Source organism: Haliea salexigens DSM 19537 (genome assembly GCF_000423125.1).
Taxonomy (GTDB): Bacteria; Pseudomonadota; Gammaproteobacteria; order Pseudomonadales; family Halieaceae; genus Haliea; species Haliea salexigens.
Map to the genome: position 1 here is coordinate 103,282 of NZ_AUHJ01000008.1, position 24,144 is coordinate 127,425.

General features: G+C 64.6%; 21 protein-coding genes. 8 read left to right on the forward strand and 13 right to left on the reverse strand.

Going from position 1 to position 24,144, the window contains the following annotated elements:
- The first annotated feature begins 118 nt into the window (after window positions 1–118).
- The 5 genes from def (at window position 119) to G533_RS0110835 (ending at window position 5,820) form a co-directional block, all read left to right on the forward strand.
- Window positions 119–625, forward strand: a complete 507-nt coding sequence (gene def, locus G533_RS0110815) for a peptide deformylase (RefSeq protein ID WP_027949962.1) — start codon at window positions 119–121, stop codon at window positions 623–625.
- A gap of 1 nt (window position 626) precedes the next feature.
- Complete coding sequence (gene fmt, locus G533_RS0110820; RefSeq protein ID WP_027949963.1) at window positions 627–1,601, forward strand: methionyl-tRNA formyltransferase; 975 nt, start codon at window positions 627–629, stop codon at window positions 1,599–1,601.
- Entirely contained in the window at window positions 1,601–2,899 is a 1,299-nt protein-coding gene (gene rsmB / locus G533_RS0110825; RefSeq protein WP_035527642.1) for a 16S rRNA (cytosine(967)-C(5))-methyltransferase RsmB, read from the forward strand. Before fmt ends, rsmB begins: the two co-directional genes overlap by 1 nt.
- Before the next feature lie 85 nt (window positions 2,900–2,984).
- Entirely contained in the window at window positions 2,985–4,361 is a 1,377-nt protein-coding gene (trkA, locus tag G533_RS0110830) for a Trk system potassium transporter TrkA (RefSeq protein WP_027949965.1), read from the forward strand.
- A gap of 10 nt (window positions 4,362–4,371) precedes the next feature.
- Window positions 4,372–5,820: a TrkH family potassium uptake protein gene (locus tag G533_RS0110835; protein WP_027949966.1), complete on the forward strand. Its 1,449-nt coding sequence runs from the start codon at window positions 4,372–4,374 to the stop codon at window positions 5,818–5,820.
- A gap of 12 nt (window positions 5,821–5,832) precedes the next feature.
- On the opposite strand, the gene G533_RS0110840 is transcribed toward G533_RS0110835, so the two are convergent.
- The 3 genes from G533_RS0110840 to djlA all read right to left on the reverse strand — a co-directional run bounded on the left by G533_RS0110840 (window position 5,833) and on the right by djlA (window position 8,532).
- Entirely contained in the window at window positions 5,833–6,597 is a 765-nt protein-coding gene (locus G533_RS0110840) for a hypothetical protein (RefSeq protein ID WP_027949967.1), read from the reverse strand.
- Window positions 6,594–7,685: an endonuclease/exonuclease/phosphatase family protein gene (locus G533_RS0110845; protein ID WP_027949968.1), complete on the reverse strand. Its 1,092-nt coding sequence runs from the start codon at window positions 7,683–7,685 to the stop codon at window positions 6,594–6,596. The genes G533_RS0110840 and G533_RS0110845 overlap by 4 nt, the downstream gene beginning before the upstream one ends.
- A gap of 64 nt (window positions 7,686–7,749) precedes the next feature.
- Window positions 7,750–8,532, reverse strand: coding sequence for a co-chaperone DjlA (gene djlA / locus G533_RS0110850; protein ID WP_027949969.1), 783 nt, complete (start codon window positions 8,530–8,532; stop codon window positions 7,750–7,752).
- Window positions 8,533–8,656: 124 nt separating this feature from the next.
- On the opposite strand from djlA, the gene glyQ reads away from it, so the two are divergent.
- From glyQ to G533_RS21615, 3 genes are read left to right on the forward strand one after another with little or no spacing between them, the layout of a single operon-like run.
- Window positions 8,657–9,601 carry a glycine--tRNA ligase subunit alpha gene (gene glyQ / locus G533_RS0110855; protein ID WP_027949970.1) on the forward strand — a complete coding sequence of 315 codons (945 nt, stop codon included), beginning with the start codon at window positions 8,657–8,659 and terminating at the stop codon, window positions 9,599–9,601.
- On the forward strand, window positions 9,598–11,685 hold the full coding sequence (gene glyS / locus G533_RS0110860; protein ID WP_027949971.1) for a glycine--tRNA ligase subunit beta: 2,088 nt from the start codon (window positions 9,598–9,600) through the stop codon (window positions 11,683–11,685). The genes glyQ and glyS overlap by 4 nt, the downstream gene beginning before the upstream one ends.
- Before the next feature lie 54 nt (window positions 11,686–11,739).
- Entirely contained in the window at window positions 11,740–13,041 is a 1,302-nt protein-coding gene (locus G533_RS21615; protein WP_084638932.1) for a DNA recombination protein RmuC, read from the forward strand.
- Here the strand turns inward: G533_RS21615 and G533_RS0110870 are convergent, their stop codons facing one another.
- From G533_RS0110870 to G533_RS0110915, 10 genes are all read right to left on the reverse strand, one after another.
- Window positions 13,042–13,377: a hypothetical protein gene (locus G533_RS0110870; protein ID WP_144079855.1), complete on the reverse strand. Its 336-nt coding sequence runs from the start codon at window positions 13,375–13,377 to the stop codon at window positions 13,042–13,044.
- A gap of 270 nt (window positions 13,378–13,647) precedes the next feature.
- Window positions 13,648–14,031, reverse strand: a complete 384-nt coding sequence (locus tag G533_RS0110875) for a hypothetical protein (RefSeq protein ID WP_027949973.1) — start codon at window positions 14,029–14,031, stop codon at window positions 13,648–13,650.
- Window position 14,032: 1 nt separating this feature from the next.
- Complete coding sequence (locus G533_RS21620; RefSeq protein WP_027949974.1) at window positions 14,033–17,230, reverse strand: hybrid sensor histidine kinase/response regulator; 3,198 nt, start codon at window positions 17,228–17,230, stop codon at window positions 14,033–14,035.
- Window positions 17,220–19,355 carry an Hpt domain-containing protein gene (locus G533_RS0110885; RefSeq protein WP_027949975.1) on the reverse strand — a complete coding sequence of 712 codons (2,136 nt, stop codon included), beginning with the start codon at window positions 19,353–19,355 and terminating at the stop codon, window positions 17,220–17,222. The genes G533_RS21620 and G533_RS0110885 overlap by 11 nt, the downstream gene beginning before the upstream one ends.
- The gene (locus tag G533_RS0110890; protein WP_027949976.1) at window positions 19,348–20,457 is read right to left on the reverse strand and encodes a methyl-accepting chemotaxis protein; all 1,110 of its coding nucleotides are present in this window, start codon (window positions 20,455–20,457) and stop codon (window positions 19,348–19,350) included. The genes G533_RS0110885 and G533_RS0110890 overlap by 8 nt, the downstream gene beginning before the upstream one ends.
- Window positions 20,454–21,014: a chemotaxis protein CheW gene (locus G533_RS0110895; protein WP_027949977.1), complete on the reverse strand. Its 561-nt coding sequence runs from the start codon at window positions 21,012–21,014 to the stop codon at window positions 20,454–20,456. Before G533_RS0110895 ends, G533_RS0110890 begins: the two co-directional genes overlap by 4 nt.
- Window position 21,015: 1 nt before the next feature.
- Window positions 21,016–21,426, reverse strand: a complete 411-nt coding sequence (locus G533_RS21630) for a response regulator (protein WP_084638934.1) — start codon at window positions 21,424–21,426, stop codon at window positions 21,016–21,018.
- Window positions 21,427–21,531: 105 nt separating this feature from the next.
- The gene (locus G533_RS0110905; RefSeq protein WP_027949978.1) at window positions 21,532–22,167 is read right to left on the reverse strand and encodes a hypothetical protein; all 636 of its coding nucleotides are present in this window, start codon (window positions 22,165–22,167) and stop codon (window positions 21,532–21,534) included.
- The gene (locus G533_RS0110910) at window positions 22,160–23,416 is read right to left on the reverse strand and encodes an AAA-type ATPase lid domain-containing protein (protein ID WP_027949979.1); all 1,257 of its coding nucleotides are present in this window, start codon (window positions 23,414–23,416) and stop codon (window positions 22,160–22,162) included. The genes G533_RS0110905 and G533_RS0110910 overlap by 8 nt, the downstream gene beginning before the upstream one ends.
- 6 nt (window positions 23,417–23,422) lie before the next feature.
- Window positions 23,423–24,130 (reverse strand): TSCPD domain-containing protein, encoded by a 708-nt coding sequence (locus G533_RS0110915; protein WP_027949980.1) that lies wholly within the window; start codon window positions 24,128–24,130, stop codon window positions 23,423–23,425.
- Window positions 24,131–24,144 lie beyond the last annotated feature (14 nt).

Below are 24,144 nucleotides of genomic sequence, written 5' to 3' on the forward strand. Positions count from 1 at the left end.
GCACCACCTTGCCAGCAGCGATATACTAGGCACAGTTTGCGGCGGGCATGGGTCCGTGGCAAGCCCCAATGTGACTAATTCACCATTGCTCGGTTGAGCCCCGAAGGCAGCTAACTCCATGGCAGTACTCGACATTCTGGAATTTCCTGACCCCCGCCTGCGCACCCGCGCCACGCCCGTGCCGGACGTGACGGACGCCACACGGGCACTGGTGGATGACCTGTTTGAGACCATGTACGCAGCCCCGGGCATTGGCCTGGCGGCGACGCAGGTGAATGTGCACCAACGTGTGCTGGTCATAGATGTGAGCCAGGATCACAGCGAACCGCTGGTTTTCATCAACCCGGAAGTGACGGTGCTGGACGCTGAACTCGGCGAATACGACGAGGGCTGTCTGTCGGTGCCCGGGTTCTATGAGACGGTACAGCGCCCCCAGCGCATCTCGGTGACCGCACTGGACCGCAAAGGCGACACCTTTACACAGGAACTGGACGGCCTGTTGGCGGTCTGCCTGCAACACGAAATCGACCACCTCGACGGCAAGTTGTTTGTGGACTACATCTCCCCGGTAAAACGCCAGCGTATTCGCAAGAAGCTGCAGAAAGAACAGCGGCGCCAGGCCTGACGTGGCCAGCACACCCTTGCGGATACTCTTTGCCGGCACGCCGGACTTCGCCGCCATACACCTGCAGGAGCTGCTGCACAGCAGCCATGAGGTGATCGGCGTCTACACGCAACCAGACAGGCCGGCGGGGCGCGGCAAGAAGCTGCAGGCCAGCCCGGTCAAGCAGCTGGCGCAACAGGCGGGCGTGCCCGTGCGCCAACCGGCCAGCCTGCGCAACCCCGACGCACAGGCCGAGCTTACCGGATTTGCCGCAGACGTCATGGTGGTGGTGGCCTACGGCCTGATTCTGCCGCAGGCCGTGCTCGATGCACCGCGCCTGGGCTGCCTCAACGTACACGCGTCCCTGCTGCCGCGCTGGCGCGGCGCTGCGCCCATTCAGCGGGCGATTGAGGCGGGTGATGCGGAAACCGGCATTACCATCATGCAGATGGATGCCGGCCTGGATACCGGTGCCATGCTCGCCACGGCGCGCTGCCCCATCGACGAAACCACCAGCGCCGCCAGCCTGCACGACCAACTTGCCACGCTCGGTGCACCCCTGTTGCTGCAGGTACTGGACGACCTGCCCACCTACCTGGCGGCCGGCAGCGCACAAGACGACAACCTCGCCACCTACGCGCACAAGATCGACAAGGCCGAGGGCGCACTGGACTGGTGCCTGCCGGCACCCGAGCTTGCGCGCCGGGTGGCGGCGTTCAACCCCTTCCCCGTGTGCTACGGCGTGCTGAACGGCGAGCGCGTGCGGGTCTGGGCCGCCAGCGCGGCAGCGGCTGCCACCGGCGCGGAACCGGGCACCGTGCTCGGCGCCAGTCGCGCGGGCATTGAGGTGGCCTGTGGCAGCGGCAGTCTCATGCTACACACCTTGCAACTGCCCGGCGGGCGCGCGCTGCCCGCCGCCGACATGCTCAACGCACACGCCGGGCTGTTCGCCGCCGGAGCCCGGTTTCAGCCGGCCCCCGCACAGGCCGCGGGCTGATGCCGTTGGATACCCGGGCAGCGGCGGCGCGGGCGATCGCCGGGGTGCTGCAGGGCGGCTCACTGAACACACTGCTACCCGCCGCGCTGGAGACCGTCAGCAGCCGTGACCGCGGCCTGCTGCAGCAACTCTGCTACGGCACCCTGCGGCTCTACCCGAGGCTGCAACCCCAGCTGCAGGCCCTGCTGAGCAAACCGCTGCGCAGCAAGGACAACGACATCCAGGCACTGCTGTTACTCGGGCTCTATCAGCTGGAAGATACGCGCATTCCGGACCACGCCGCAGTGGCCGCCAGCGTGGGTGCCACCCGCGCCCTGCAGAAAGACTGGGCGCGCGGCCTGTGCAATGCGGTGCTGCGGCGCTTCCTGCGCGAGCGCAACAGCCTGGCCGACGCACTCGACCCGGCGGCGCGATCGGCCCACCCACAGTGGCTCTACAGCGCGTTGCAGAAAGACTGGCCGGAACACGCCGAGGCCATCATGCTGGCCAACAACGAGCAACCGCCCATGGTGCTGCGCAGCAATGCGCAGCGTGTTTCCCGTGAGCAGTACCTGCAACGGCTCACAGACGCGGGGTTCGCCGCGCAAGCCGGGCTGCTGGCGCCGGAATCCATTTATCTCGATGTGCCCGCCGATGTCGGCCTGCTGCCCGGTTTTGCCGAGGGTCTGGCCAGCGTGCAGGACGAGGCAGCACAAATGGCCGCGCTGCTGCTGGCACCCGCCAGCGGCACACGGGTACTCGATGCCTGCGCCGCGCCGGGCGGCAAAGCCTGCCACCTGCTCGAGCGCCAGCCGGACATCGCGCTCACGGCAATGGATGTCGACAAGGCGCGGCTGGCGCGTGTGCGCGACAACCTGCAACGCCTGCAACTGCAGGCCGAAGTCGTTCAAGGCAACGCGGCAGAACCGCCTGCAGACATGCCTGTGCAGCACTTCCAGCACATTCTGGTCGACGCACCCTGTTCCGCCAGTGGTGTTATTCGCCGTCACCCGGATGTAAAGCTGCTGCGGCGGCCCGAGGATATCCCCGCACTCGCCGCCCAGCAGTCGGCCATCCTCGACGGCCTGTGGCCGCTACTCGTCCCGGGTGGCACGCTGCTGTACGTCACCTGCTCGGTACTGGAAGCCGAAAACAGCGCCGTGGTGCAGGCGTTCCTGCAGCGCACCGGGGACGCAGAGCTTCTGCCGCTGCAGCTGGGCATCCCCCGCGCCGCAGGCAGCCAGATATTGCCCACCCACAACGGCCCTGACGGCCTGTTTTTCAGCCTGTTGCGGCGGCACGGCGAAAGCCTGCGCTAGAGTGCAGTATTCCACCCCCTGCACCCTTACATTTTCCGGGGCTTTTCATTAAGGTGGCGGGAATTTCAGGGGGACAGCCCCAAGCATGAAAATCATCATACTGGGCGCAGGCCAGGTTGGCGGCACCCTCGCCGAGCACCTGGCGAACGAGCAGAACGACATCACCGTGGTCGACACCGACGGCGACCGCTTGCGCGAACTGCAGGACCGGCTGGACATCGGCACGGTCAATGGCAGCGCCTCCCACCCCGACACCCTGTACCAGGCCGGCGCCGACGACGCCGACATGCTGATCGCCGTCACCAACAGCGACGAGATCAACATGATGGCCTGCCAGATCGCACACTCGCTGTTCAACACGCCCACCAAGATCTCACGCGTGCGCGCGCCCAATTATCTGGCACACCAGGAAAAGCTGTTCACCCCGGACAACATCCCCGTGGATGTGATCATCGGCCCGGAGCAACTGGTGACCAAGAACATCGTGGAGCTGATTGCCAACCCCGGCGCGCTGCAGGTGCTGGACTTTGCCGATGGCCGTATTCAGCTGGTGGCGGTGCGCGCCTTCCACGGCGGCCCCATCGTCGGCCACGAGCTGCAGGACATCCGCACACACATGCCGAAGGTGGACACCCGGGTGGCGGCCATTTTCCGCCGCGACCGGGCCATTATTCCCGAAGGCAACACGGTGGTGGAAGCGGATGACGAGGTGTTTTTCATCGCCGCCCGCAAGGACATCCGCAAGGTGATGTCCGAACTGCGCAAGATCGACAAGCCCTACCAGCGCGTGATGATCGCCGGCGGCGGCAATATTGGCGCCACCCTGGCGCAGAGCATTGAACGCGACTACCAGGTGAAGGTGATCGAGCAATCCTACCCGCGCTGCCGGGTGCTCTCGGAGTCGCTCAAACACGCCATCGTGCTGCACGGCAGCGCGTCTGAACCCGGCCTGCTGACCAGCGAAAACATCGAATCCACCGATGTGTTCTGTGCGCTCACCAACAACGATGAGTCCAATATCATGATGTCCATGCTGGCCAAACGCATGGGCGCCAAAAAAGTCATCACCCTCATTACCAACCCCGCCTACGCCGACCTGGTGGGGGACGAAATCGACATCGCCATTTCACCCCAGCAAATCACCATTGGCAGCCTGCTCACCCACGTACGGCGCGGCGACATCTCCAACGTGCACTCCCTGCGCCGTGGCGCAGCGGAAGCGATTGAGGTGACCGCACGCGGCGATGCCTACTCCTCGCGGGTGGTGGGGCGGCGACTGGAGGAAATCAACCTGCCGGACGGCGTCACTATTGGCGCCATTGTGCGCGGCGACGAGGTGTTGATTGCACACCGGCATGTGCTGGTGGAAACCGATGACCACGTGGTGCTTTTCCTCACCGACCGCAACCGTATTTCCGCCGTGGAAAAGCTGTTCGCGGTCGGTTTCGGCTTCTTCTCCTGAGGCCCGCTGCGTGCACCTGAGCGTAACACTGCGCATTCTGGGCATGCTGTTGATGCTGTTCAGCAGCACACTGCTGGTGCCCATGGGCGTTGCCCTGCTGGACGACGACCACACCATCTCCAGCTTTGCCAGCGCCCTCGCACTGACCTTCAGCGCCGGGTTACTGAGCTGGCTGCCGGTGCAACACGTGCGCCACGAGCTGCGCATTCGTGACGGTTTCCTGGTGACCTCGCTGTTCTGGACGGTACTCGGCCTGGCCGGCTCACTGCCGTTCATGCTGACCGCAGGGCTGGAACTGAGCGCCATGGATGCGATCTTCGAGTCGATATCCGGGCTCACCACCACCGGCGCGACGGTCATCACCGGTCTCGATGCGCTGCCGCGTTCAATTCTCATCTACCGTCAGTTGCTGCAGTGGCTGGGGGGCATCGGCATCATCGTGATCGCCGTGGCGGTATTGCCCATGCTGGGTATTGGGGGCATGCAGCTGTACCGCGCGGAAATCCCCGGTCCTACCAAGGACCGCAAGCTGACACCGCGCATCGCGGAAACTGCCAAAGCCCTGTTTTTCGTTTATCTCGGCCTGACAGCGGTGTGCGCACTGGCCTTCTGGGCTGCGGGCATGACTGGCTTCGACGCGGTGGCACACGCATTTTCCACCGTGGCCATTGGCGGCTTTTCCACCCACGATGCCAGCATGGGCTACTTCCAGAGCAATACCATTCTGCTCATTTGCAGCCTGTTCATGGTGATTTCCGCAATGAATTTCGGCCTGCACTTCCTGTCCTGGCGCCGGCGCAGCCTGGCGGGCTACCGGCAGGACTCGGAATCACGCTTTTTCCTCGGCGTCCTGCTGATCGGGGTCGCCGTCACCTGCAGCTACCTTATCCTCAGCGACACCCTGTCACTCAGCGACAGCCTGGTACACGGCCTGTTCCAGACCATTTCCATCACCACCACCACCGGCTTTGCCACGCAGGACTTCGCCACCTGGCCCACCTTCCTGCCGGTGATGCTCATCATGTTTTCCTTCATGGGCGGCTGTGTGGGCTCCACGGCCGGCGGCATCAAGGCCGTGCGCCTGATGTTGATCGCCAAACAGGGCGTGCGCGAGCTCAAGCAACTGGTGCACCCGAAAGCCATCATTCCGCTGAAGATCGGCAAGCACCGGGTGGAAGCCTCGGTAGTCAGCGCCGTGTGGAGTTTTTTCGCGGTTTACATGTTCGTGTTCGTGACCGTGATGCTCGCCCTGCTGGGCACCGGCATGGACTTCCTCACGGCATTTTCCGCGGTGGCGGCGTCGATCAACAACCTCGGCCCCGGGCTGGGGGACGTGGCGGCCAACTATGCGAGCATTACCCCCGTGGCCAAGGGCCTGCTGTGCCTGGCCATGCTGCTGGGACGCCTGGAGATTTTCACCCTGCTGGTACTGTTCACACCGATGTTCTGGCGCCTGTAGAACGGCCTGCGTTCAATCGAAGACATTCAGCAAGCGCCGCAACAACCCCAATACCAGGTAGAAAAACCCCAGCGGCAACAAGATCGACTTGAGCACCAGCGACATCAACAGGTTGATCAGGCTGGCGGCGAACTCGCTGACCTGGTCGCCCAGTGCCTTGATCCGCTGACGGACGTCCAGCGCGTTCAGGCCGCGTGCGGAACCATCAGCCAGGGAACTCGCCGCATCCAGCTCGCCGTGAAAACCCTGCACGGCCTGATACTGCGCCGTTTCATTGTCCTTGAGGAAGACGGTGTCGACCCAGCCGTTGGCCAGCACCACCAGCACCAGTGCGAAGCGCAGCACCGCCATCACCAGAAAGACGCGCCAGGCGATCGCGGCCTGGCGCGGTGTGCCCCACAGGGCCGACACCAACCCCACCGCACCCAACAGGGTCAGCAGAATGTTGAAGCTGATGTGCGATACCACCACCAGCAGGATTTTCTGCAGGGCGAGGGCACCGAGCGCCACCATCATCACCGCCGAAAAGCGCTCAATCAGGTCGTTCACCGGGTCCAGCAACTCGCCCACTGTGAAGGTGAGCAGGAACGCATTCACCTCCGTACCCTGCAGCAGCGACACCAGCGCATTGATGCCGCGTGCGGTCGCATAAATGGCACCGGACCCCACCAGTGCGGCGTCGAGATAATCCGCGGAAACCCGGTCGAGCGCACCGCTCCAGGCCAGGGCGCACAGCGCCGGCACGGCCAGCAACAGGGCCCAATGGCAGCGCGTCACAGGGTGTGCTCGCCGGGCACCGGTACTTCCTCAGTACGAACCTGCTTGGCTTCGGTGATCGAGCTCGCCAGGGCCTGGTCTTCCCGCGTGGCCTCCAGTCCTTCCTGATCGGCACCACGAGCCGGCGTGAACACCAGCTCGGTGAACAGCGCGAAGTGGTCGGAGCCGATCGATGGCAAACGCCGCAGGGTGCGCAGCGTGAAATGCTCGCTGTGAAACAGGTGATCCAAGGGCCAGCGGAGGAAGAAATAGTCGGCGTGGAAGGTATTGAACATGCCGCGCCCCACGCGGGGGTCCAGCAGGCCGCTGATGGCCCGGAACAGGCGAGTAGTGGCAGACCAGGCCACGTCGTTGAGATCACCAGTGACAACCACCGGCAAGCGGCTGTCCACCACGCTGCGCGCCACCATGACCAACTCTGCATCGCGCTCGGCCGACTCGGGGTTCTCCGTGGGGCTGGGGGGTGCGGGGTGCAGGAAATGCAGCCGCACCTTGTCGCCGGAACGCAGGGTGACCACCGCGTGCATTGAGGGAATGCCGTCTTCAACCAGATATTCGATGCTCGTATCGTCCATGGGCAGACGGGAGTACACGTGCATGCCGTAAAAGTTGTCCAGCGGACACTTCAGGCTGTGGGGCATCACCGGCTCCAGCACGTCAAGCTGGTCCTGCCACCACTGGTCCGACTCCAGCGTTACCAGCACATCCGGTTGATATGCTTGCACGAGCTGCAACAGGGGCTGTGCGTTGCGGTTGGTCGCCAGCACATTGGCCGTCATGATGCCCAGCCGCACGCTGGGGTCGTCATTGCGCGAAGATTTGACCTCTTTGCGCCAAAGCGGGGTGTAGGGCGCGATCCACCAGAACTGCCAGAGCAGGCAGGCCGCGGTCGCCGCCAGCAACCCCCAGCTCAAGGGCGCGGAGAGCGAAAGTAGCGTGCACTGCGCCAGCAAGAGCAGCACGGCGGCAACCGCCAGCAGCAGGCGCGGAAAGTCCATTCCGCGGACCAGCCAATGCGGGTGACGCCACAGCGGCAGCAGCGTCGCAATGAGCAGTAGCAAGGTCCCGGCAGCGATGGTCGTGGTCATGGCAGCTATCTCACATGGTTGAGCATGGCGCAGGGTACCCGTACAGCGCGCAGTCCCGGCCGGCCTATTTACGCGAGCGTGTAATCAATTCGTACGCCGCGGTGATTTCCTGGGACTTTTCAGTGGCGACCTTGAGCATATCGTCCGGTACGCCCTGGGCGATAAGCTTGTCCGGGTGATTTTCGCTCATCAGCTTGCGGTACGCTTTCTTCAGGTCGCGATCATTCACCTCCGGGCTTACCCCCAGCGCGGCATAGGCCGCCTGCAAGCGGTCCGGCCCGGCGGTCTGGGCACCACCCTGATGGAACTGGCCCTGCGCCTGTGCCATGCGCAGCAGCTGCTCAACGTGGGCCGGGCTGAAGCCCAGCAACCCGGCGATGTTGTCGAGCACGCGCCGTTCCACAGCTTCAATGCCATGGTCCACCACCGCGAGAGACACCAGGAACATGAGCAGGGTCTGGCGCAGCGCCATCTGGCGGCCGCAAACGGCCTGAAACCCGGCCACACAGGCCGCCACATCAAACGCCGGTTCCGCGCCGCGCTTGAACAATTCAATGGCGCGCTGGCGCTGGGCATTGGTCAGGCCCATCTGCCGGATGATCATTTCGGTGTGATCGACTTCCCCCTGGGAAATCCGTCCATCGGCCTTGGCCAGGTGACCCAACAGCAGGAAGATGGTCTCGAAAAACCGGTCCTTGATGCGCGCGATATTCTCGGGCGAATGCGCTTCCATAGTGCGCCGCAAGCCGCGGTCAAACTGGTGGCCGAGAAACAGGCCAACCAACAGGCCGATGGGACCACCAAGCAGCAGGCCGAGCAGGCCCGCCACCACTTTGCCGTAAAACATACTGCTCCTGCGGCCGGCTCGCTGCGCCGGCGTGACTGACGAGAACAAGGAAGCCCGCATATAATGCGGGCTGAAGTGGCTGTATACTACCCAGCTTTTTTGCGAACCGCGAACAGGTGTTGCCGTGTCTCCAGCTCCATTGTCCTTTCAGGACCTGATTCTCACCCTGCAGCAATTCTGGGCCGAGCAGGGTTGCGTGATCCTGCAGCCACTGGATATGGAGGTGGGTGCAGGCACGTTTCACCCGGCTACTTTCCTGCGCGCCATTGGCCCCGAGAGCTGGAACGCCGCCTACGTTCAGCCGAGCCGGCGGCCCACCGATGGCCGCTACGGCGAAAACCCCAACCGGCTGCAGCACTACTACCAGTTGCAGGTGATCATGAAGCCCTCGCCGGCGTCCTTCCAGGAACTGTACCTGCAGTCGCTACAGGCACTGGGTATCGACACCGGTATACACGATGTCCGTTTCGTCGAGGACAACTGGGAATCCCCGACGCTGGGCGCCTGGGGCCTGGGCTGGGAGGTCTGGCTGAATGGCATGGAGGTCACCCAGTTTACCTATTTCCAGCAGGCCGGCGGCCTGGAGTGCTATCCCGTGAGCGGCGAGATCACCTACGGACTGGAGCGCATTGCCATGTACCTGCAGGGCGTGGACAGCATTTACGACCTGGTGTGGACCCGCGGGCCTTCCGGCACCGTGAGTTACGGTGACGTGTTCCACCAGAACGAAGTGGAGATGTCGCGCTACAACTTCGAGGAAGCCGACACAGACTGGCTGTTCGCCCAGTTCGACCACTGCGAGGGTGAGGCCCAGCGCCTCATCGACGGCAATCTGCCCTTGCCCGCGTACGAGATGGTGATGAAGGCATCGCACACGTTCAACCTGCTCGATGCACGCCACGCCATTTCCGTCACCGAGCGGCAGCGCTACATTCTGCGCGTGCGCACGCTGGCGCGGGGTGTGGCACAGGCCTACTTCGATGCGCGCGCCGCGCTGGGCTTTCCTCTGGCCGAGGAGGCACTGCGACAGGAAGTACTCGCCAACACCCGGCAGGAGGCACAGGCATGAGCCAGACGGACACACTGCTGGTAGAACTGGGTACCGAAGAGCTACCCCCCAAAGCACTCAGAGCGCTGGGCACGGCCTTCCGCGACGGCATTGTTGGCGGGCTGGCACAGCGCGGCCTTGAACACGGTGCAGTGCAGTGGTTTGCCTCACCGCGCAGGCTGGCGGTACTGATTGACGCGGTGGCCCTGCAGGCGCCCGATCGCGAGCAGGAGATTCAGGGGCCGCCAGCCGACAAGGCCCGGGACGAGCAGGGCAACTGGACACCGGCCGCCCTGGGTTTCGCCCGCAAGCAGGGCCTGGAACCGGACGCACTCTCGGTGGTGGACACACCCAAGGGGCCGCGCTTGTGCCTGCGCACCACGCTGCGCGGGGCGCAGTTGCGCGCTGACTTCAATGACATCATTCACGCGAGTATCCGTGAGCTGCCCATTCCCAAACGCATGCGCTGGGGTGCCAGCCGGGTGGAGTTTGTACGCCCGGTACACTGGGTGGTCGCCATGCTGGGCAGTGAATGCGATTTCGGTCCGGTGCTGGGCCTGCCGACCGGCAACACAACCCGCGGGCACCGTTTCCACAGCAGCGGCGAGATCCGCTTGCAGCGCCCGCAGGAGTATGCGGAAAAACTCGCCGCGGCGAAGGTGATCGCAGACTTCGATGAACGCCAGGCAATGATCCGCGCGCAAATCGAAGTGGAGGCGAGTGCACTGCAAGCGCACGCGGTTATCGACCCCGACCTGCTCGACGAAGTCACCGGGCTGGTGGAATGGCCGGTCGCCCTCACGGGCAACTTCGAGTCGCGATTCCTCAGCGTGCCTGCCGAGGCGCTGGTGTCCTCCATGAAAGAACACCAGAAATATTTTCACCTGGTAGACGCCGACGGCGCCCTGCTGCCGCACTTCATCACCCTCTGCAATATCGAAAGCACTGACCCGGCACAGGTGATTGCCGGCAATGAAAGGGTGATCCGCCCCCGCTTGAGCGATGCCGCCTTCTTTTTCGAAACCGACAAGAAGCAGAGCCTGCATTCCCGGCTCGACGGGCTGCGTACCATCGTCTTCCAGCAAAAACTGGGCTCGCTGTACGATAAATCACAACGCGTAGCGCGACTGGCGGGGGAACTCGCTGCCCTGCTGGGCGGCAACGCGGCGGATGCACAGCGTGCAGGCCTGCTGTGCAAAGCCGACCTGGGCACGCAGATGGTGCTGGAGTTTGCCGATATGCAAGGCATCGCCGGGGCCTATTACGCACGCCACGACGGCGAATCCGAAAATGTGGCCGCCGCGGTGGAGGAGCACTACTGGCCGCGCTATGCAGGCGACCGCTTGCCAACCGGGCTTACCGCCGCGGCGGTGGGCGTAGCGGACCGGCTGGATACCCTGGTGGGTATTTTCGGTATCGGCCAGCCGCCCACCGGCTCGCGCGACCCCTTTGCACTGCGGCGGGCGTCACTCGCGGTGTTGCGTATTCTGGTGGAGAAAGAGCTGGACCTGGATTTGCGGTCCTGCCTGGCACTGGCGGCAGACGGCTACGCCCCGGGTACGCTGCTGGAAGGCACCGCGGACCAGGTGCTGGATTACATGCTGGAGCGCTTCCGCGCCTGGTATGAGGAGATGGATATCCCCGCGGAGGTCTTCCGCGCAGTGAGCGCCAACAAACCCGGAAGACCCCTTGATATACAGCGTCGGGTGCTGGCCGTACACGCTTTCAGCCGCCTGCCCGAAGCGGCAGCGCTGGCGGCGGCCAACAAGCGGGTAGGCAACATCCTGGACAAGCTGGAGGCTGGATTTGCCTTCGGCGAAGTCCGTGACGACCTGCTGCAGGACCCGGCCGAGCAGGCACTGGCGGAACGTCTGGCCACACTCGGCAGTACCAGCGAAGCACACCTGGCGGCGGGCGCATACAGCGAAGCGCTGTCCTGCCTGGCCGCGCTGCAGGGTCCCGTGGATGCGTTCTTCGACGACGTAATGGTGAATACCGAGGACGCCGCCCTGCGCAGCAACCGCCTGAACCTGCTGCACAGCCTGCGCGAACGCTTCCTGCGCGTGGCAGATATCTCGCTGCTGGCGGTGCCGCGCCAGAGCTAACGGAGGTCGCCCATCAGCCCCCTGGAAAGCCCCTGGTTCCTGCCCGCTGTCGGCATGCTTGGCGGCTTGACGGCAGGCCTGATTGCGGCGTTACTGTGGCGGCTGCGCCTGCACCGCCAGCAGCAGGCGGAGCAGGCACAACAGCTGGCCCAACTTGGCCAGCGCCATCAGAGCCTGCGTAGCGAGTACGACCGCCTGCTCAGCCGTCAGCGGGAGCAGGCACGCCAGCACGCCGCACAACTGGAACTGCTCAACAACAACCGGGAACAGTTGAAGCTGGAGTTCGAACACCTGGCCCACCGAATCTTCGAGGCGCGCGGACGTCAGTTCAGCGACAACAGCAAGGCGGAGCTGGGGCAACTGCTACAGCCCTTTCGCGAACAGATCAGCCACTTCCAGCAGCGCGTTGACCGCGTGCACTCGGAGTCCGTGCAGGGGCAGGCGGCCCTCGAGGCCGAGTTGCGCAAGGTGCTGGAGATCGGCCTGGCCATGAGCACCCAAGCGAGCAACCTCGCCTCGGCGCTCAAGGGCGACAAGAAAACCACCGGAAACTGGGGCGAGGCGCAACTGGAGCGCACGCTGGAAGCGGCTGGGCTGTTACCCGGTGAACACTACGTCCTGCAGGCGGCACTGCGCGACGAACAGGGTCGGCGTCGACTACCCGATGCCCTCATCCTGCTGCCCGACAGCCGCCATCTGGTGGTGGACAGCAAGGTGTCGTTGGTGGACTACGAAGCGGCGGTTGCCGCAGACACCGAGGCGGAGCGCGACGCGCGTCTGAACGCCCACGGGCGTGCGGTGCGCCAACACATCGACGATCTCGCGGGCAAAGAGTACGCCAATCTGCCGGGCCTGGGCAGCCCGGATTTTGTGCTCATGTTCATGCCCATTGAACCCGCCTGGATTGAGGCGATGCGGCACAACCGCGACCTCTTCGGTTACGGCTACCAGCGGGGCGTGGTGCTGGTGTCGCACAGCACCTTGATGCCGGTGCTGCGCACGGTCGCCAACCTGTGGATTGTGGAGCGCAGCAACCGCGAGGCACAGGAAATCAGTCGCAGTGCCGGTGACCTGTACAACCAGGTCTGTACGGTGGCCGAACGCCTGCAACGCCTGGGTAACACGCTGCAAACCGCAGCCAATCAATACAACAGCACGGTCTTGGGCCTTAGCGGGCGGCAGGGTCTGGCGGGCAAGGTCGATCGTTTCCAGCACCTGTCCACAGCCACCAGCAAGACGATGCCAACGCTGGACCCGCTGCATCTGGATATCGACGTGGACCGGCTTACCGCTATCGACCGCGGCTCACGCACGGATGACACGGCACCGGAAAACGGCGATGAGACCGCGGGTTAGTCAGGCCGCATCGTCCGCCGGGCGGCGCTCACCATTGCGAGCCACCATACGAATGGTGCGCTGACAGGTTTCCAGCCAGGTAGCCGCCGGCTCGGTTTTCAGTACCCGCACGCAGCCACGCTCCGTAACGCAGGCAATACTCGTTTTATTCGGGGTCCAGTCACCTTCGGAGAGGCGCGGTTTCCGCTTGCTGTAGAACCAGAGTCCGCGACGATCCTGCATAACATAGCGCGCGTCTTCAGGCAGGAAGACCTTGCGCCCGTCAATCACCGCAAAGACTTCCAGGTCATCCCGCTGGCTGGACCCCAATGTGGCCGTAGGTGTGATAGTAAACATGGCTGCGCCCCCCGCAATGAACTGAAATTCCTTCCAACGCTGCACAAACTGCCGACAGACTCCCCAGGCCGGCCCGGCCGCGTCGCTGCACAATGGCAACGCGCCCAGTTATAGGCAGGCAACCCGGACCTGACAATGCGCGGAAAAGCGATCTTTCGTCACATTTGGAAAAATGTGGCATTTTTCGCCCATTTCTTTACGTAGGAGGGATTTTTGACGAGGAAAATGGGGTGTTATCGTGCCATTTTTTTACATAGCGCTGGAGTGCACTCAGCCTACTCGCGGCAGATCTGACTCCGCCGCAAGCAGGTCAGGCACCTGGCAGCGCCGTTCATCGATCACGGCCACAAGCACCGCGTCTTCGGTCAATTCATCGGTCAGCTGGTCTGCAGTCAGGCGACGATACACCAGCGGCAGAGGGGCCAGCGGCAGGGCCCAGTAGCGGACATCCTGCCCCCGCAACACCGCACAGGCCCGGGCCGACTGGGCGGGGCCGAGCACTGGAATCGGCTCGCCGCGCCAGACCACTGTCTGCGAGGACAGCTCGGGCACCGCTATTACCTCTGCCAGGCAATTCAGCGGCAGCACCCAGGTGGTGCCATCGGCACGCGGCAGCAGCACACTGGGTACACCGTTGTCGGCCTGCGTCTCCATATCAGGACAAGCGCAGCGGGTAGCCGGTCAATTCCGCAATCTGCTCAACCAGCAGTGGGAAGTTGAACGGTTTACCCATGTAACCGCTGCAGCCCGCCTGTTCGGCGAGCGCACGGTGTTTGGGCCCGGTGCGCGAGGTCACCATGATCACGGGGATGGCCTGCAGCCGCGGGGAGCGGCGAATCTCGCGCAGAGTCTGGATGCCGTCTTTCAGGGGCATCTCGATATCCAGCAGAATCACATCCGGCAACCGGTGCAGGCCCGTCAGCAGCTCAATCGCGGCGAGACCATTTTCCGCCGTGACTGTCTCCACGCCGAGGCTTTGCAACTGGCTGGTTGCCACCATGCGCTGGGTGCGCGAATCGTCCACCACCATCACCAGCAGGTTGACATCGGCCACCGGCTCCAGCGACAGGGCAGGCACCGATTCAGCGGCCTGTCGGGTCACCAGCTGATTGAGGTTGAGCGCCACAATGGCCTTGCCGTCGGCACTGGTGGTGCCACCGACAACCCAGGGCAGGTTGGCAAACTGGCTACCGAGCGAACGGATCACCAGCTCCAGTGCCTCCTCGACCCGATCTACTGCAATGGCCATATGCCGTTGCCCCGCGCCCGCGACAATAACCGGTACCGTGGCACCCCAGTTATCGCGGTCTGGCAGCGGCACACCCGAGCACAGCCCCGCCAGATACGCGGGTTCGCAACGACGCCCCAACAGGGGCAGGTCGGTCTGCTCCTGCACTGCCTGCAGAAATTCATCCACCGGTACATGCTCAACGCCAATCAGGCCGTCGAAGGGAATGGCGTAAGCCGTGTCGGCAACCGTTACCAGCAGCGCACCGTTGACGCTGATATTGGAGGGCATGCGAATGCGGAAGGTAGTGCCGCGGCCGAGGTTGGACTCGATCTCGATATCGCCACCAATACGCTGCAACTCGCCCATCACGATATCCATGCCCACACCACGACCGGAGATCTCGCTGATCTTGTCCGCCGTGGAAAAGCCGCGATGGAACACCAGGCGCTGGGCCTCGCGGTCGCTCAGGCTGTCTACATCCACGTCCAGGCCCTTTTTCCGCGCCTGTTCACGCATGCGCTGCGGGTCGATGCCGCGGCCATCGTCGCTGAGGGACACCACATAGTCCGTGCCCTGTTTGCGCACATCAATGCTGATGACGCCGGTGTCCGACTTGCCGGCACTGATGCGCTCCGCGGGGGGCTCGATACCGTGATCCAGCGCGTTGCGTACCATGTGTTCGAGAATGATCTGGCAGCAGGCGTGGCTGTCGCGGTCGAGCTTGCCCGCTTCGCTGATAACCCGGAAATTGACCGCCTTGCCCAGCTCCGCACTGACCGTGCGCACGATGCGGCGCAAGCCGGGCATCAGTCGGGACACGGGCACCACCCGCGCCGCGCGGATGGACGACCCCAAGGAGGCGACCATGCCGGCCTGCTGTTTCAGCAGTGCTTCCGCCGCCGACGTATGCCGCCCCGCCAGTCGCGCCAGTTCATCGAGGTCGTCCACCGCTTCCCGCAGGATGCTCGCCGCCTCATGGATGTCGGAGTACTGGTCCATTTCCAGTGCATCGAGTTCAGCATCAGGCCCGCTGCGTGTGTCCGTGGCGCTGAGCAGTGCGCGATCGGAGATACGCCCGATGTGGGTGCGCAGCGAACCGAGCCGGCTCAACAGCTCGCCGGTGGCGCGCTTGCTCTGCAAGGTGCTCTGGGAGGCGCGCACACCGAGCTTCTGCACCTCGTTGCCCAGGTTGAGCAGGTAATCGAGGGCGTCGGGGCTGATGCGGATAGTCTGCTGCGCGCCGAGGGCCTGGGCGCCGGCATCGGCGATTTTGCGGTCCTCCCGGCGCTGACCGGGTGCCAGTGGCTGCAGCTGCGCCGCGCCGCTGCTTGCGCTGCCGCCGTCGCTGGCGGCTGGCGCAGGCGCGTCCTGCTGCAGCGGCAGCTCGCTGGCAACGTCGTTGCGGGTGTGCTGGATATGATCATAACCACGCACTGTCGCGTCCAGCCAGGCGTTGATAATGCGAAAGTACTGCACCTCACCGCCGGACTCACAGGGCAGCCGGTCGAGCAGGGTTTCGAAATTGTGAATCAGCGTACCGTAGCGTTGCAGGCCCACACCCTTGGCGATGCCCTTGAGGGTATGCAGGACCCGGGATACCTGCCTCGGCGCATCGGCCCCGGCCGGCTCGCGCTCCCAGGCGCCCAGCCCGTCCTCCAGTTTCTCCAGCTCGGTGCCGGCTTCTTCAATGAACGCATCGAGAAAATCCTGGAACAGTTCGCTGCCACCGCGTGTGCTGAAGTTGAAGGTGATATCCCGCGGTACGCACCAGGACAACTCCGGCGACGCCGGATCGATGGGCTCGGGGACCGGCGCTGGTTCTGAGGCCGCTTCCGGTTCGTGCTCCAGTTCTGACTCCACTTCCGGCTCCAGTTCCGGCTCCAGTTCCGGCTCCGAGTGTGGTTCCAGCTCCGGTTCCGGCACGGGCTCGGCGGCGGCCGGTGGCGGCGGTGGCGCAAACTCTGGGGCAGGCGTTGGTGTCGATGGTTCGGCGGCAAACGCCGTCACAGCGTCCGGCTCCGCTTCCTGAGTTGCGGGCGGCACGGCCTTTACGTCCTGCTCGACGGCAACGGCAGCGGACTGTGGCGAAGCCGGCGCGCCGGATGCCTCCACCGCAGCCGACAAATCAGCCTCGTCGCGCTGTATCGTACTGGGCAGGGCAGGGGGCGGCCCCAGGTTCAGGACGTCGGCCCCTGCCAGATGCGCCAGTGCAGCGCTATCCGCCAGTGGGTCGGCACCCCGGGCGTGGCGCACGGCAATAAACTCCTGTCGCGGCGCCTCGGATCGCCCGGCACCGCTGTCTCCGCCGCGACCGCCGTAGATGCCACTGGAGTCACTGACCGAGGTCAATACAATTTCTTCTTCGATGAAGTCCGAGAGATCATCCGCTACCGCGCCACCCATCATGTGACGCGCGCCCAGCTGGGCTTCCTGATCGCTGAGCGCGGCACCCGGTCGATGCAGGCGCTCGCCGGCCACGGCAAACAGTTTTTCCTCGGGCTCATCCAGGCGCCGGCTCAGCAGCCAGCGCAATGCATGCTCGCCCCACTGCGCGAGCAGCGGCTGTGTCCAGGGTTCCCGGAGCAGCTCCTCGACTGTGGGCTCGTTCTGCTTATTGTCCATCCGCGCCCCCCCGGCCAAGGTTCATACAGCGATTGCGTAAATCGCGCACCCGCCACGCATCAAAATCGCCGGCACCGCCGCAGGTGGCGACCAGCTCCGGCAGTGCCTCCAGCACTTCCTCGAGCAGGCCCGGCAGCGCGGGATCCATGGGATGCTGGCCTTCCAGAACCCGATCGAGAAGATCCTGCACGTCCCGGCCCAGGTCACCGAGGGTAAACAGGCCGACGGCGTTACCGTTGCCCTTGAAGGTGTGGAAATGGCGACGGATTTCCCGCAAGCGATCGTCGCGTGCCGGCGCTTCCACCCAGGCTGGCAGCTCGCTCTGCAAACGCGCGATAATCTCCTGCGACTCTTCCAGAAACACTTCGCGGAAGGCTGCGGGGATAGTTTCAGTCGGTTCTTCAGGCGCAGGTTCGGCGCTCGGTTGTGACGGGGCGGCGTCTGCCGCTTCCCGCGCGGGCTGCAGACAGCCCGCCTCGCGCTCCGCGGCGTCCAGCAGGTTTTCGTGCAGTTCGGGGGCCGCCGCCTGATCCAGGCCAAGGCGTTCAAAATACAGCGACAGCCAGGCCAGTGACTGCGCAAAGTGCATGGCTGCCGGCTCATCAGTTGTGAAGGGTTCGCGCGCAACAGCCAGCCAGCGACCCAGCAGGCCGGCTACAGCGGCCGGTCGCGGCATACCCTGCAGCGCCAGCGCCTGCTCCATACTGTCGAGGTCGCCCGCCGCCGCCTGTCGCAGCTCATCGTCATCGCCTTGCTGCAGCTGCTCCTGCAGCTGGTCAAGGCGGGCAGACGTGGCAAATATCAAAGGCGCCTGTACGGCGAACGAAGGCGCGACGCTCGATTGCTCGCCGTGCAACAGCACGCGCCTGGACACCGCAAGGTGTGTCTCCACCAGGGTCCGCGCCAGGGTCAACACAGCCTGCCGACAGCGCCCGGGGTGCTCGGCAAGGCGCCCGGCGCAAAGCTGCTCCAGGAGGTCGCCCGCACCGCGCAGATCCTCGGCGAGCTGCTCCTCGCCCGCCGCGATCAAGCGCAGGCGGATGCCTTGCAGCTGCCCGACCGCCTCCTCGGGACGCGGTGCACGCCCCGTGGCAACCGCCTCCATGTCTGCCTGCTCCAGCGTGTCAATCAACCCGGCAAGCCGCGCGGCTGCCGCGTTGCAGGCGGCCAACAGGGCGTCGCTGTGAATCAGGCCGCGTTGTGCATCGCGCAGGGTGTGCCCGGTCAGGCCAAACACCTTCCACACGTGCGCCACATAAAGGGGCTGTACCGGGCAGGCGGCCATGTAATACAGCCCCTGTTGTATATACGCGGGGTAATCCATCGCCGGGTCCGCCGCGCTGCCGTGCTCCCGCGCGTATTTCACCATGAAGGCGCCGGCCTTGAAGATCTGCGCGATGCTCTCGTCCGGCTCGGCCAACTCCGCGGCCAGCGCTTCACACAGCGCAATCAGCAACAGCCAGAACGGCTCCTGCACAGTGCCCCTCATGAATCCATGCATTTTTTGCGCGATGCGCGCCAGCGTGCGCGCACTCTCTGCACCGGGTCGCGAACCCAATACACCCTTGGCGCCCTGCAGGTAGGGGGCCAGCATCACATCGGCGCCGCGCCGGATTGCCTCTTCGCCCGGCCGCTGCGCGTTGCTGGCGATACCGCAGTCGACCGGCAGCGGAAAATGGAAAAACAGGGCCGGGGGCCGCAGCACTTCCCCGGCCCAGCGGCGCAGGTCATTGACGCAGGGCTCCAGGCCGCGCCCACTGTCCAGGCGCAGCTGCTCAACGTGGTCGAAATAGGCGGGCAATGTTTTGATCGCCCGCATCAGGCCACCCATGACCAGGTTGCGGCGCTCTGCAACCACGTCACCGCGTAACAGGCGCAGGAACCCGCGTTCCATCTCCAGTGCGAGCATCTCCGCCTTGTGCAGCCGCAGGGCACCCAGTGCCGCCGTTATATGGTGTACCGACCACAGGCAGTGCAGCAGGGGTTCGCGACGCTGGATATCGCGGCTGTAGTCGATCAGCGCCGCCTCTGCCGCATCCAGCGACGTCTGCAGTGGCTCGCGCAAGCGGCGCAGATCCACCCGGTCAATGCCCTGGCGCGCGGTGTTTGCCTGCTGCTCAGACATTCAGGGCACTGCCCGCGCTGTCAACGCGCAACCGGGCCAGGTTGCGGCCGAGGGTAGAGAGTGTCTGTTGCAGTGTGGCAATCCCCTGCTGGGTGGCCTCGGCACCTTCACGCAGGGCACGGTTCTGCTCCCGCACCTCACCCAGCAGTCCGTGCAGGCGCCGCACGGTATCGGCAGACTGCTGCGTGGTATTGCCGAGCGAGTCGACCTGATCGAGCAGGTAGGCGGCGCCATGGTTGATGTCTTCCAGCGATGCATCAATACGCTCCACAAACTCGAGGATCGTGACAACGGCGCCCACCGTGTGCTCCAGGCTGTTCAGGTTCTCCGCCGACAGGTTCTGCAGCATGCGCACTTCCGAGGTGATCTTGCGTCCCTCTTCTTCCGCTTCGCGCAACAAGTCGCCAATCGCCTCGGCGATACCGAGAAAGGGCCGCCCGTGCTCACCGGCGCGCTCTGCCTCAATGCGCGTATTGATGGCGACCACCGATATGCGCGTGTTCAGCGACTGGATGTATTCCGCCGCCGTGGTCACTGACTGGATCAGCTCGCCCTGACGCTTGGCGGATTTGGAGGTCTCCTGCATGGATTCGCGGACATCCGAGGAGGCGCGCGCCATGTCCGTGGCGAGTGTCTGTCCGCGGCTGACCAGCTGACGATGCCGCCCCATGGCCTCCCGCGCCTGTTTACTGATGCTGGTCATGTCCTCGGCTGCCTGTACCTCACGCGACAGCGCGGATTTCACTTCCTCCAACTGACGCCCCATACCAGCGCTGGTTTCACTGTGCCCGAGGCTGTTCTTACCGAGCTTGTGCAGCTCCGCCGCAAGCCCCTCGAATGGCACCCGCAGTTCGGAGACCAGCTCGCGCTGCCGGGACAGCGCGGTATTCAGTTGCTCGGCAATCGCTGCGGTCGCCGGCGCGGCGCTTTCGGCGCGCGCGGTGAGGTCGCCGTCTGCCAGCCGACGCAAGGCGACGAGCACACCCTCGTCAGCGCCCCCCGCTGCACCGGCACCACGGCGAGCCTGCCACAGCAGAAAACCGGTAAGGCCCTGGGCAATCAACAGGACTATGACAACAACGAGCAAAACGGTCTGACTCATGGTACAGCTTCCTCAACAGGGTCAGCGGGCAGGGCACTGGTATCAGCGAGCGCGCCACTGGCAAGCAATCGGGCGCCGTCCAGCAGGCCGAGAAATTCCTCGCCACGCTGGAACCCGCCGTCGCAGCATTCCGCCAACAGGCCCTCAAGCGGCATCGCGCTGCTGCGCTCTGCCAAGGGCAAGGTGATGTTGCCGCGCACGTGGCTCAGGGTGACACCGAAGTGCAGGCCGGGCTGGCGAAAGACCAGGCAATACTCGCGGCGTCTGCCCGGTGACAGGCGCTCGGCGAACAGGGTATCACCACAGAATACCGGCAGCAGCTCACCCTGGTGGGCCGCCACGCCAAGCACCCAGTTGCAGGTGCCCGGAATACGGGTCAACGGCGGCAGGGCAATCACGGTATCCACATCGCCGTGGGCAATCACCAGCGGCACGCCGGCGATGCCGATTGCCGCGCCGGACCAGGTTGGTTCTTCCGCCGCCACGGGGGGCAGCACCGGAGTACGCTGGGCATATCGCTGATGCAACGCCTGCAGGGCAGTGAAGGCCCCGTCCATCTCAGGCCGCCTCGTGCGCCCGGGTGTGTTCATGAATCAACTGGCGCAGCACCGGGTCAGGCGGAATCTTGCTCACGTGTGCGTTGGCGCCGCGCGCCTGGCCTCGGGCAATATCGAAAATGCCGTCGGAGGAGGAGAGCAGTACCACCGGCAAATCGCGGGTGTCCTCTGCGTGACGGATCAGGCTGCAGGTCTGGTAGCCGTCCAGCTCCGGCATGGTGATATCCAGAAACACGATATCAGGCTTGAAGCGTCGCAGCAGGGCGAGCCCCTGATAGCCATCCTCGGCGGTTTCCACCTCGCAGCCCATCTGCTTGAGCGTATGCGACATCATCATGCGGATGGTCTTGGCATCGTCGATGATGGCCACGCGGATGCCACTGACATCCTGGGCCTCATTGTGATCAGGCATAACTTCTCTCGCTTGTTACTGTGCGTCACAGTATTTTAGTAGTGCCTCCGCGACTGCAAGCACTAATTTGCCTTTTTTCGGTAAAAGGCGCAGCTCGCGTACGTTTCAGGAGGTTTCCGGGAAAAGCACGCTGCGAAACGGCTCCATGTGGCCGGCCTGGAAGTCTTCCCACTCGTAGATATTGAATTGCTGCATGAGCTTGAGGCAGCGCTGGAAGACCAGGTCGGCGTCGTAGCTGGAGGGGGGAATGGCGTACTGCTCTGTCAGCAGGGCAAAGATGCGCGAGGCGATGTCGCGGCGCCCGCGGTCCTCGCGATACAGCAGGTGTTCGACGGGTGAGCCCACAATCGGCGAGCCGTAAACCAGAAACGCCTCCCAGCGCAAAGCGTCGTGTTCCGGCCCCAGCTGTGCGACAAGCAGCTTGACCAGCCGGCGCAGTTCAGCGCGATCGGGCAGCTGGTCCTGCTGCAGCCAGCGGCGCACTTCGAGCTCTTTCCACGCGGGATTGATCGCGAGCACACCGAGCACACGGCCTTCGATGCGCGCGGGCACCACCGCCGCCAAATCCAGCAACAAGTTCAGCCGTGCGGAAAAACCCAGGGGAGGGGCAGGCGGCTCCTCACCCAGTGTGGCGAACGCGCTCGCGAGTGCCGCCGGCGTCGGGCTGTCGCTGCCCGGTGTGGGCTTCGGCGCATTGCCGCCGGTGGTGGGCGTACTGTGGACCCGCGGCTTTCTAGCCATGGGCCACCGCCTGCGCAGCGTGACCTTGCGCCTGCAGACGGCGACTGTAGGTCGGGCGGGAGACCCCGAGCAGGTCGGCGCGCTGCGCCATGGTCGCCTGCTCACGGCAGTCTTCCAGAAGCGTCAGCAACAGCGCCTCGGCTTCGTCGAGCGGACTGTTCCCGCCCTGGCCCAGGCCGCGCACCCAGTCCGTTACCAGGCGGGCCGGCTCCACCCACGCCGCGCAGCCGCTGCGCTGCGCCTGGCGGCCTTCTATACCCGGGCGCCAGCGCGACAGCTTGCGCCGCGGCACCTGCAGGAAACGGGCCGCGAGCCCGCTGTCGCCGGCGTAACGACCCAGCGCGGCAAGCACCACCTCGTCCTGCAGCCAGCTGCCCAGGGGCAGAGCCTGTTCATTGTGCACACACTGCTGCAGCAAATCAGCCAGGGCCTGCCTCAGCTCTTCCAGCGCACTCGGCGTGTAACCCTCCGTCTCGCGGTCGCGCCGCCGCAGCGGTGACGCGACGCCGGCACTGCGCGAGCGGTCACCAAGCGCCAGCTTCAGTTCCACCGGCGTCAGCCAGGCGCCGCCGGGGCGACGCTCCAGCGCGTGCACCACCCGCTGGCGAATCTCGCTGATATTGCCGTGCCAGGGGTGTTCACGCAGTGCCTGCTCCGCTTCCGGCGTAAAGCCCTTGACCACCACATTGCGCAGGGCGCACTCCTGGGCAAGGATCTTGTGTGCCCAGCGCAGAATGGCCTGCTGGCGGTGGCGCATGGGCGGCACCCGAATCGGGTAGGCCGCGAATACACTCGCCAGCCGCGGCTGCAACTCGCCGCTGGCGAGCAGGTTGCTGAGGCTATCCGGAAACAGCGCCACGAAGCGCATGGCGGGTAGGTAGGTCGGCGGCTCACTGTCCAGAACCTGACGCGTGGCAATCTGGCGGGCAAGGCGCAGCTGGGCATCGGCGCTCATCAACTGGGGCGATTTGAAAACCAGGGTTTTCCCCGCACCGCCCTGCAGGGCGTGGCGTATGCGCCGATTGGCATCGTCACGGTTGCGGAATTCGCGGCAATCGATGGCGACCAGCGTGTCCGGGCTCAACCCTGCGCGCGTATGGAAAATACGCGCGATATACATTTTACCGGTGCCGCGCGCTCCCACGATCGCCACCGGCGTGTCAGTACGTGCGAGAAAAGCCGCCAGGTCGACCGCGCCCTCCATGTTGTCGAGTACATAGCCATCCAGGTTGTCGCCCCGCCCCGGCAAGCGCGGTTACCCGCACTTGGAATCGGCACAGTTGAGACAGGTCATGCAGCCATCCATCAACACCACGGCCTGGGTGTTGCACTTGTAACAGAGGCTGGCACCGGGCGGGAAGGCGGGTGCATCGCCTGCCGCCTCGTCCGCGGCCCCATTGGCGCTCTCGCCCATGAGCTCGCGGCGTTTTTCCTCGAGGAATTTCTGCTGGTGTTCATCCAGCTTGCTGTCGATAAGGCCGATGTGCTTCATGTGGTCTTCGATGGCATAGCCAATCTCCGCCACGATCGATGGCATGAACACCCCGCCTTTCTTGAAGTAGCCGCCGCGCGGATCGAACACCGCCTTCAATTCCTCTACCAGGAAGGTGGCATCGCCACCTTTACGGAATACCGCGGAAATCAGGCGGGTGAGGGCAACCACCCACTGAAAGTGCTCCATGTTCTTGGAGTTGATGAACACCTCGAAGGGCCGGCGCAGCTCATGCTCGGTACCCTCGTTGAGAATCACGTCGTTCACCGTAATGTAGAGCGCATGCTCGGACATCGGCGTCTTGACCTTGTAGGTCGACCCCACAAGACGCTCGGGGCGCTGGAATGCCTCGTGCATGTGCACCACGTTGCTGGCCGGCACTGCCTCGCGGTCGCCGGACACCGGTTCCGGCGTTGCGCCCTTGGGCACCACCTTATAGCCTACTATTTTGCTGCCAATCTTGACCGTCATCGCTGTCTCCGGGC

What these genes read in the sequence shown, in the direction of transcription:
- def (WP_027949962.1), top strand. Translation starts at nt 119, where the DNA reads ATGGCAGTACTCGACATTCTGGAATTTCCTGACCCCCGCCTGCGCACC.
- rsmB (WP_035527642.1), top strand. Translation starts at nt 1,601, where the DNA reads ATGCCGTTGGATACCCGGGCAGCGGCGGCGCGGGCGATCGCCGGGGTG.
- trkA (WP_027949965.1), top strand. Translation starts at nt 2,985, where the DNA reads ATGAAAATCATCATACTGGGCGCAGGCCAGGTTGGCGGCACCCTCGCC.
- G533_RS0110845 (WP_027949968.1), bottom strand. Translation starts at nt 7,685, where the DNA reads ATGACCACGACCATCGCTGCCGGGACCTTGCTACTGCTCATTGCGACG.
- djlA (WP_027949969.1), bottom strand. Translation starts at nt 8,532, where the DNA reads ATGTTTTACGGCAAAGTGGTGGCGGGCCTGCTCGGCCTGCTGCTTGGT.
- glyS (WP_027949971.1), top strand. Translation starts at nt 9,598, where the DNA reads ATGAGCCAGACGGACACACTGCTGGTAGAACTGGGTACCGAAGAGCTA.
- G533_RS21615 (WP_084638932.1), top strand. Translation starts at nt 11,740, where the DNA reads ATGCTTGGCGGCTTGACGGCAGGCCTGATTGCGGCGTTACTGTGGCGG.
- G533_RS0110870 (WP_144079855.1), bottom strand. Translation starts at nt 13,377, where the DNA reads ATGTTTACTATCACACCTACGGCCACATTGGGGTCCAGCCAGCGGGAT.
- G533_RS0110875 (WP_027949973.1), bottom strand. Translation starts at nt 14,031, where the DNA reads ATGGAGACGCAGGCCGACAACGGTGTACCCAGTGTGCTGCTGCCGCGT.
- G533_RS21620 (WP_027949974.1), bottom strand. Translation starts at nt 17,230, where the DNA reads ATGGACAATAAGCAGAACGAGCCCACAGTCGAGGAGCTGCTCCGGGAA.
- G533_RS0110885 (WP_027949975.1), bottom strand. Translation starts at nt 19,355, where the DNA reads ATGTCTGAGCAGCAGGCAAACACCGCGCGCCAGGGCATTGACCGGGTG.
- G533_RS0110890 (WP_027949976.1), bottom strand. Translation starts at nt 20,457, where the DNA reads ATGAGTCAGACCGTTTTGCTCGTTGTTGTCATAGTCCTGTTGATTGCC.
- G533_RS0110895 (WP_027949977.1), bottom strand. Translation starts at nt 21,014, where the DNA reads ATGGACGGGGCCTTCACTGCCCTGCAGGCGTTGCATCAGCGATATGCC.
- G533_RS21630 (WP_084638934.1), bottom strand. Translation starts at nt 21,426, where the DNA reads ATGCCTGATCACAATGAGGCCCAGGATGTCAGTGGCATCCGCGTGGCC.
- G533_RS0110905 (WP_027949978.1), bottom strand. Translation starts at nt 22,167, where the DNA reads ATGGCTAGAAAGCCGCGGGTCCACAGTACGCCCACCACCGGCGGCAAT.
- G533_RS0110915 (WP_027949980.1), bottom strand. Translation starts at nt 24,130, where the DNA reads ATGACGGTCAAGATTGGCAGCAAAATAGTAGGCTATAAGGTGGTGCCC.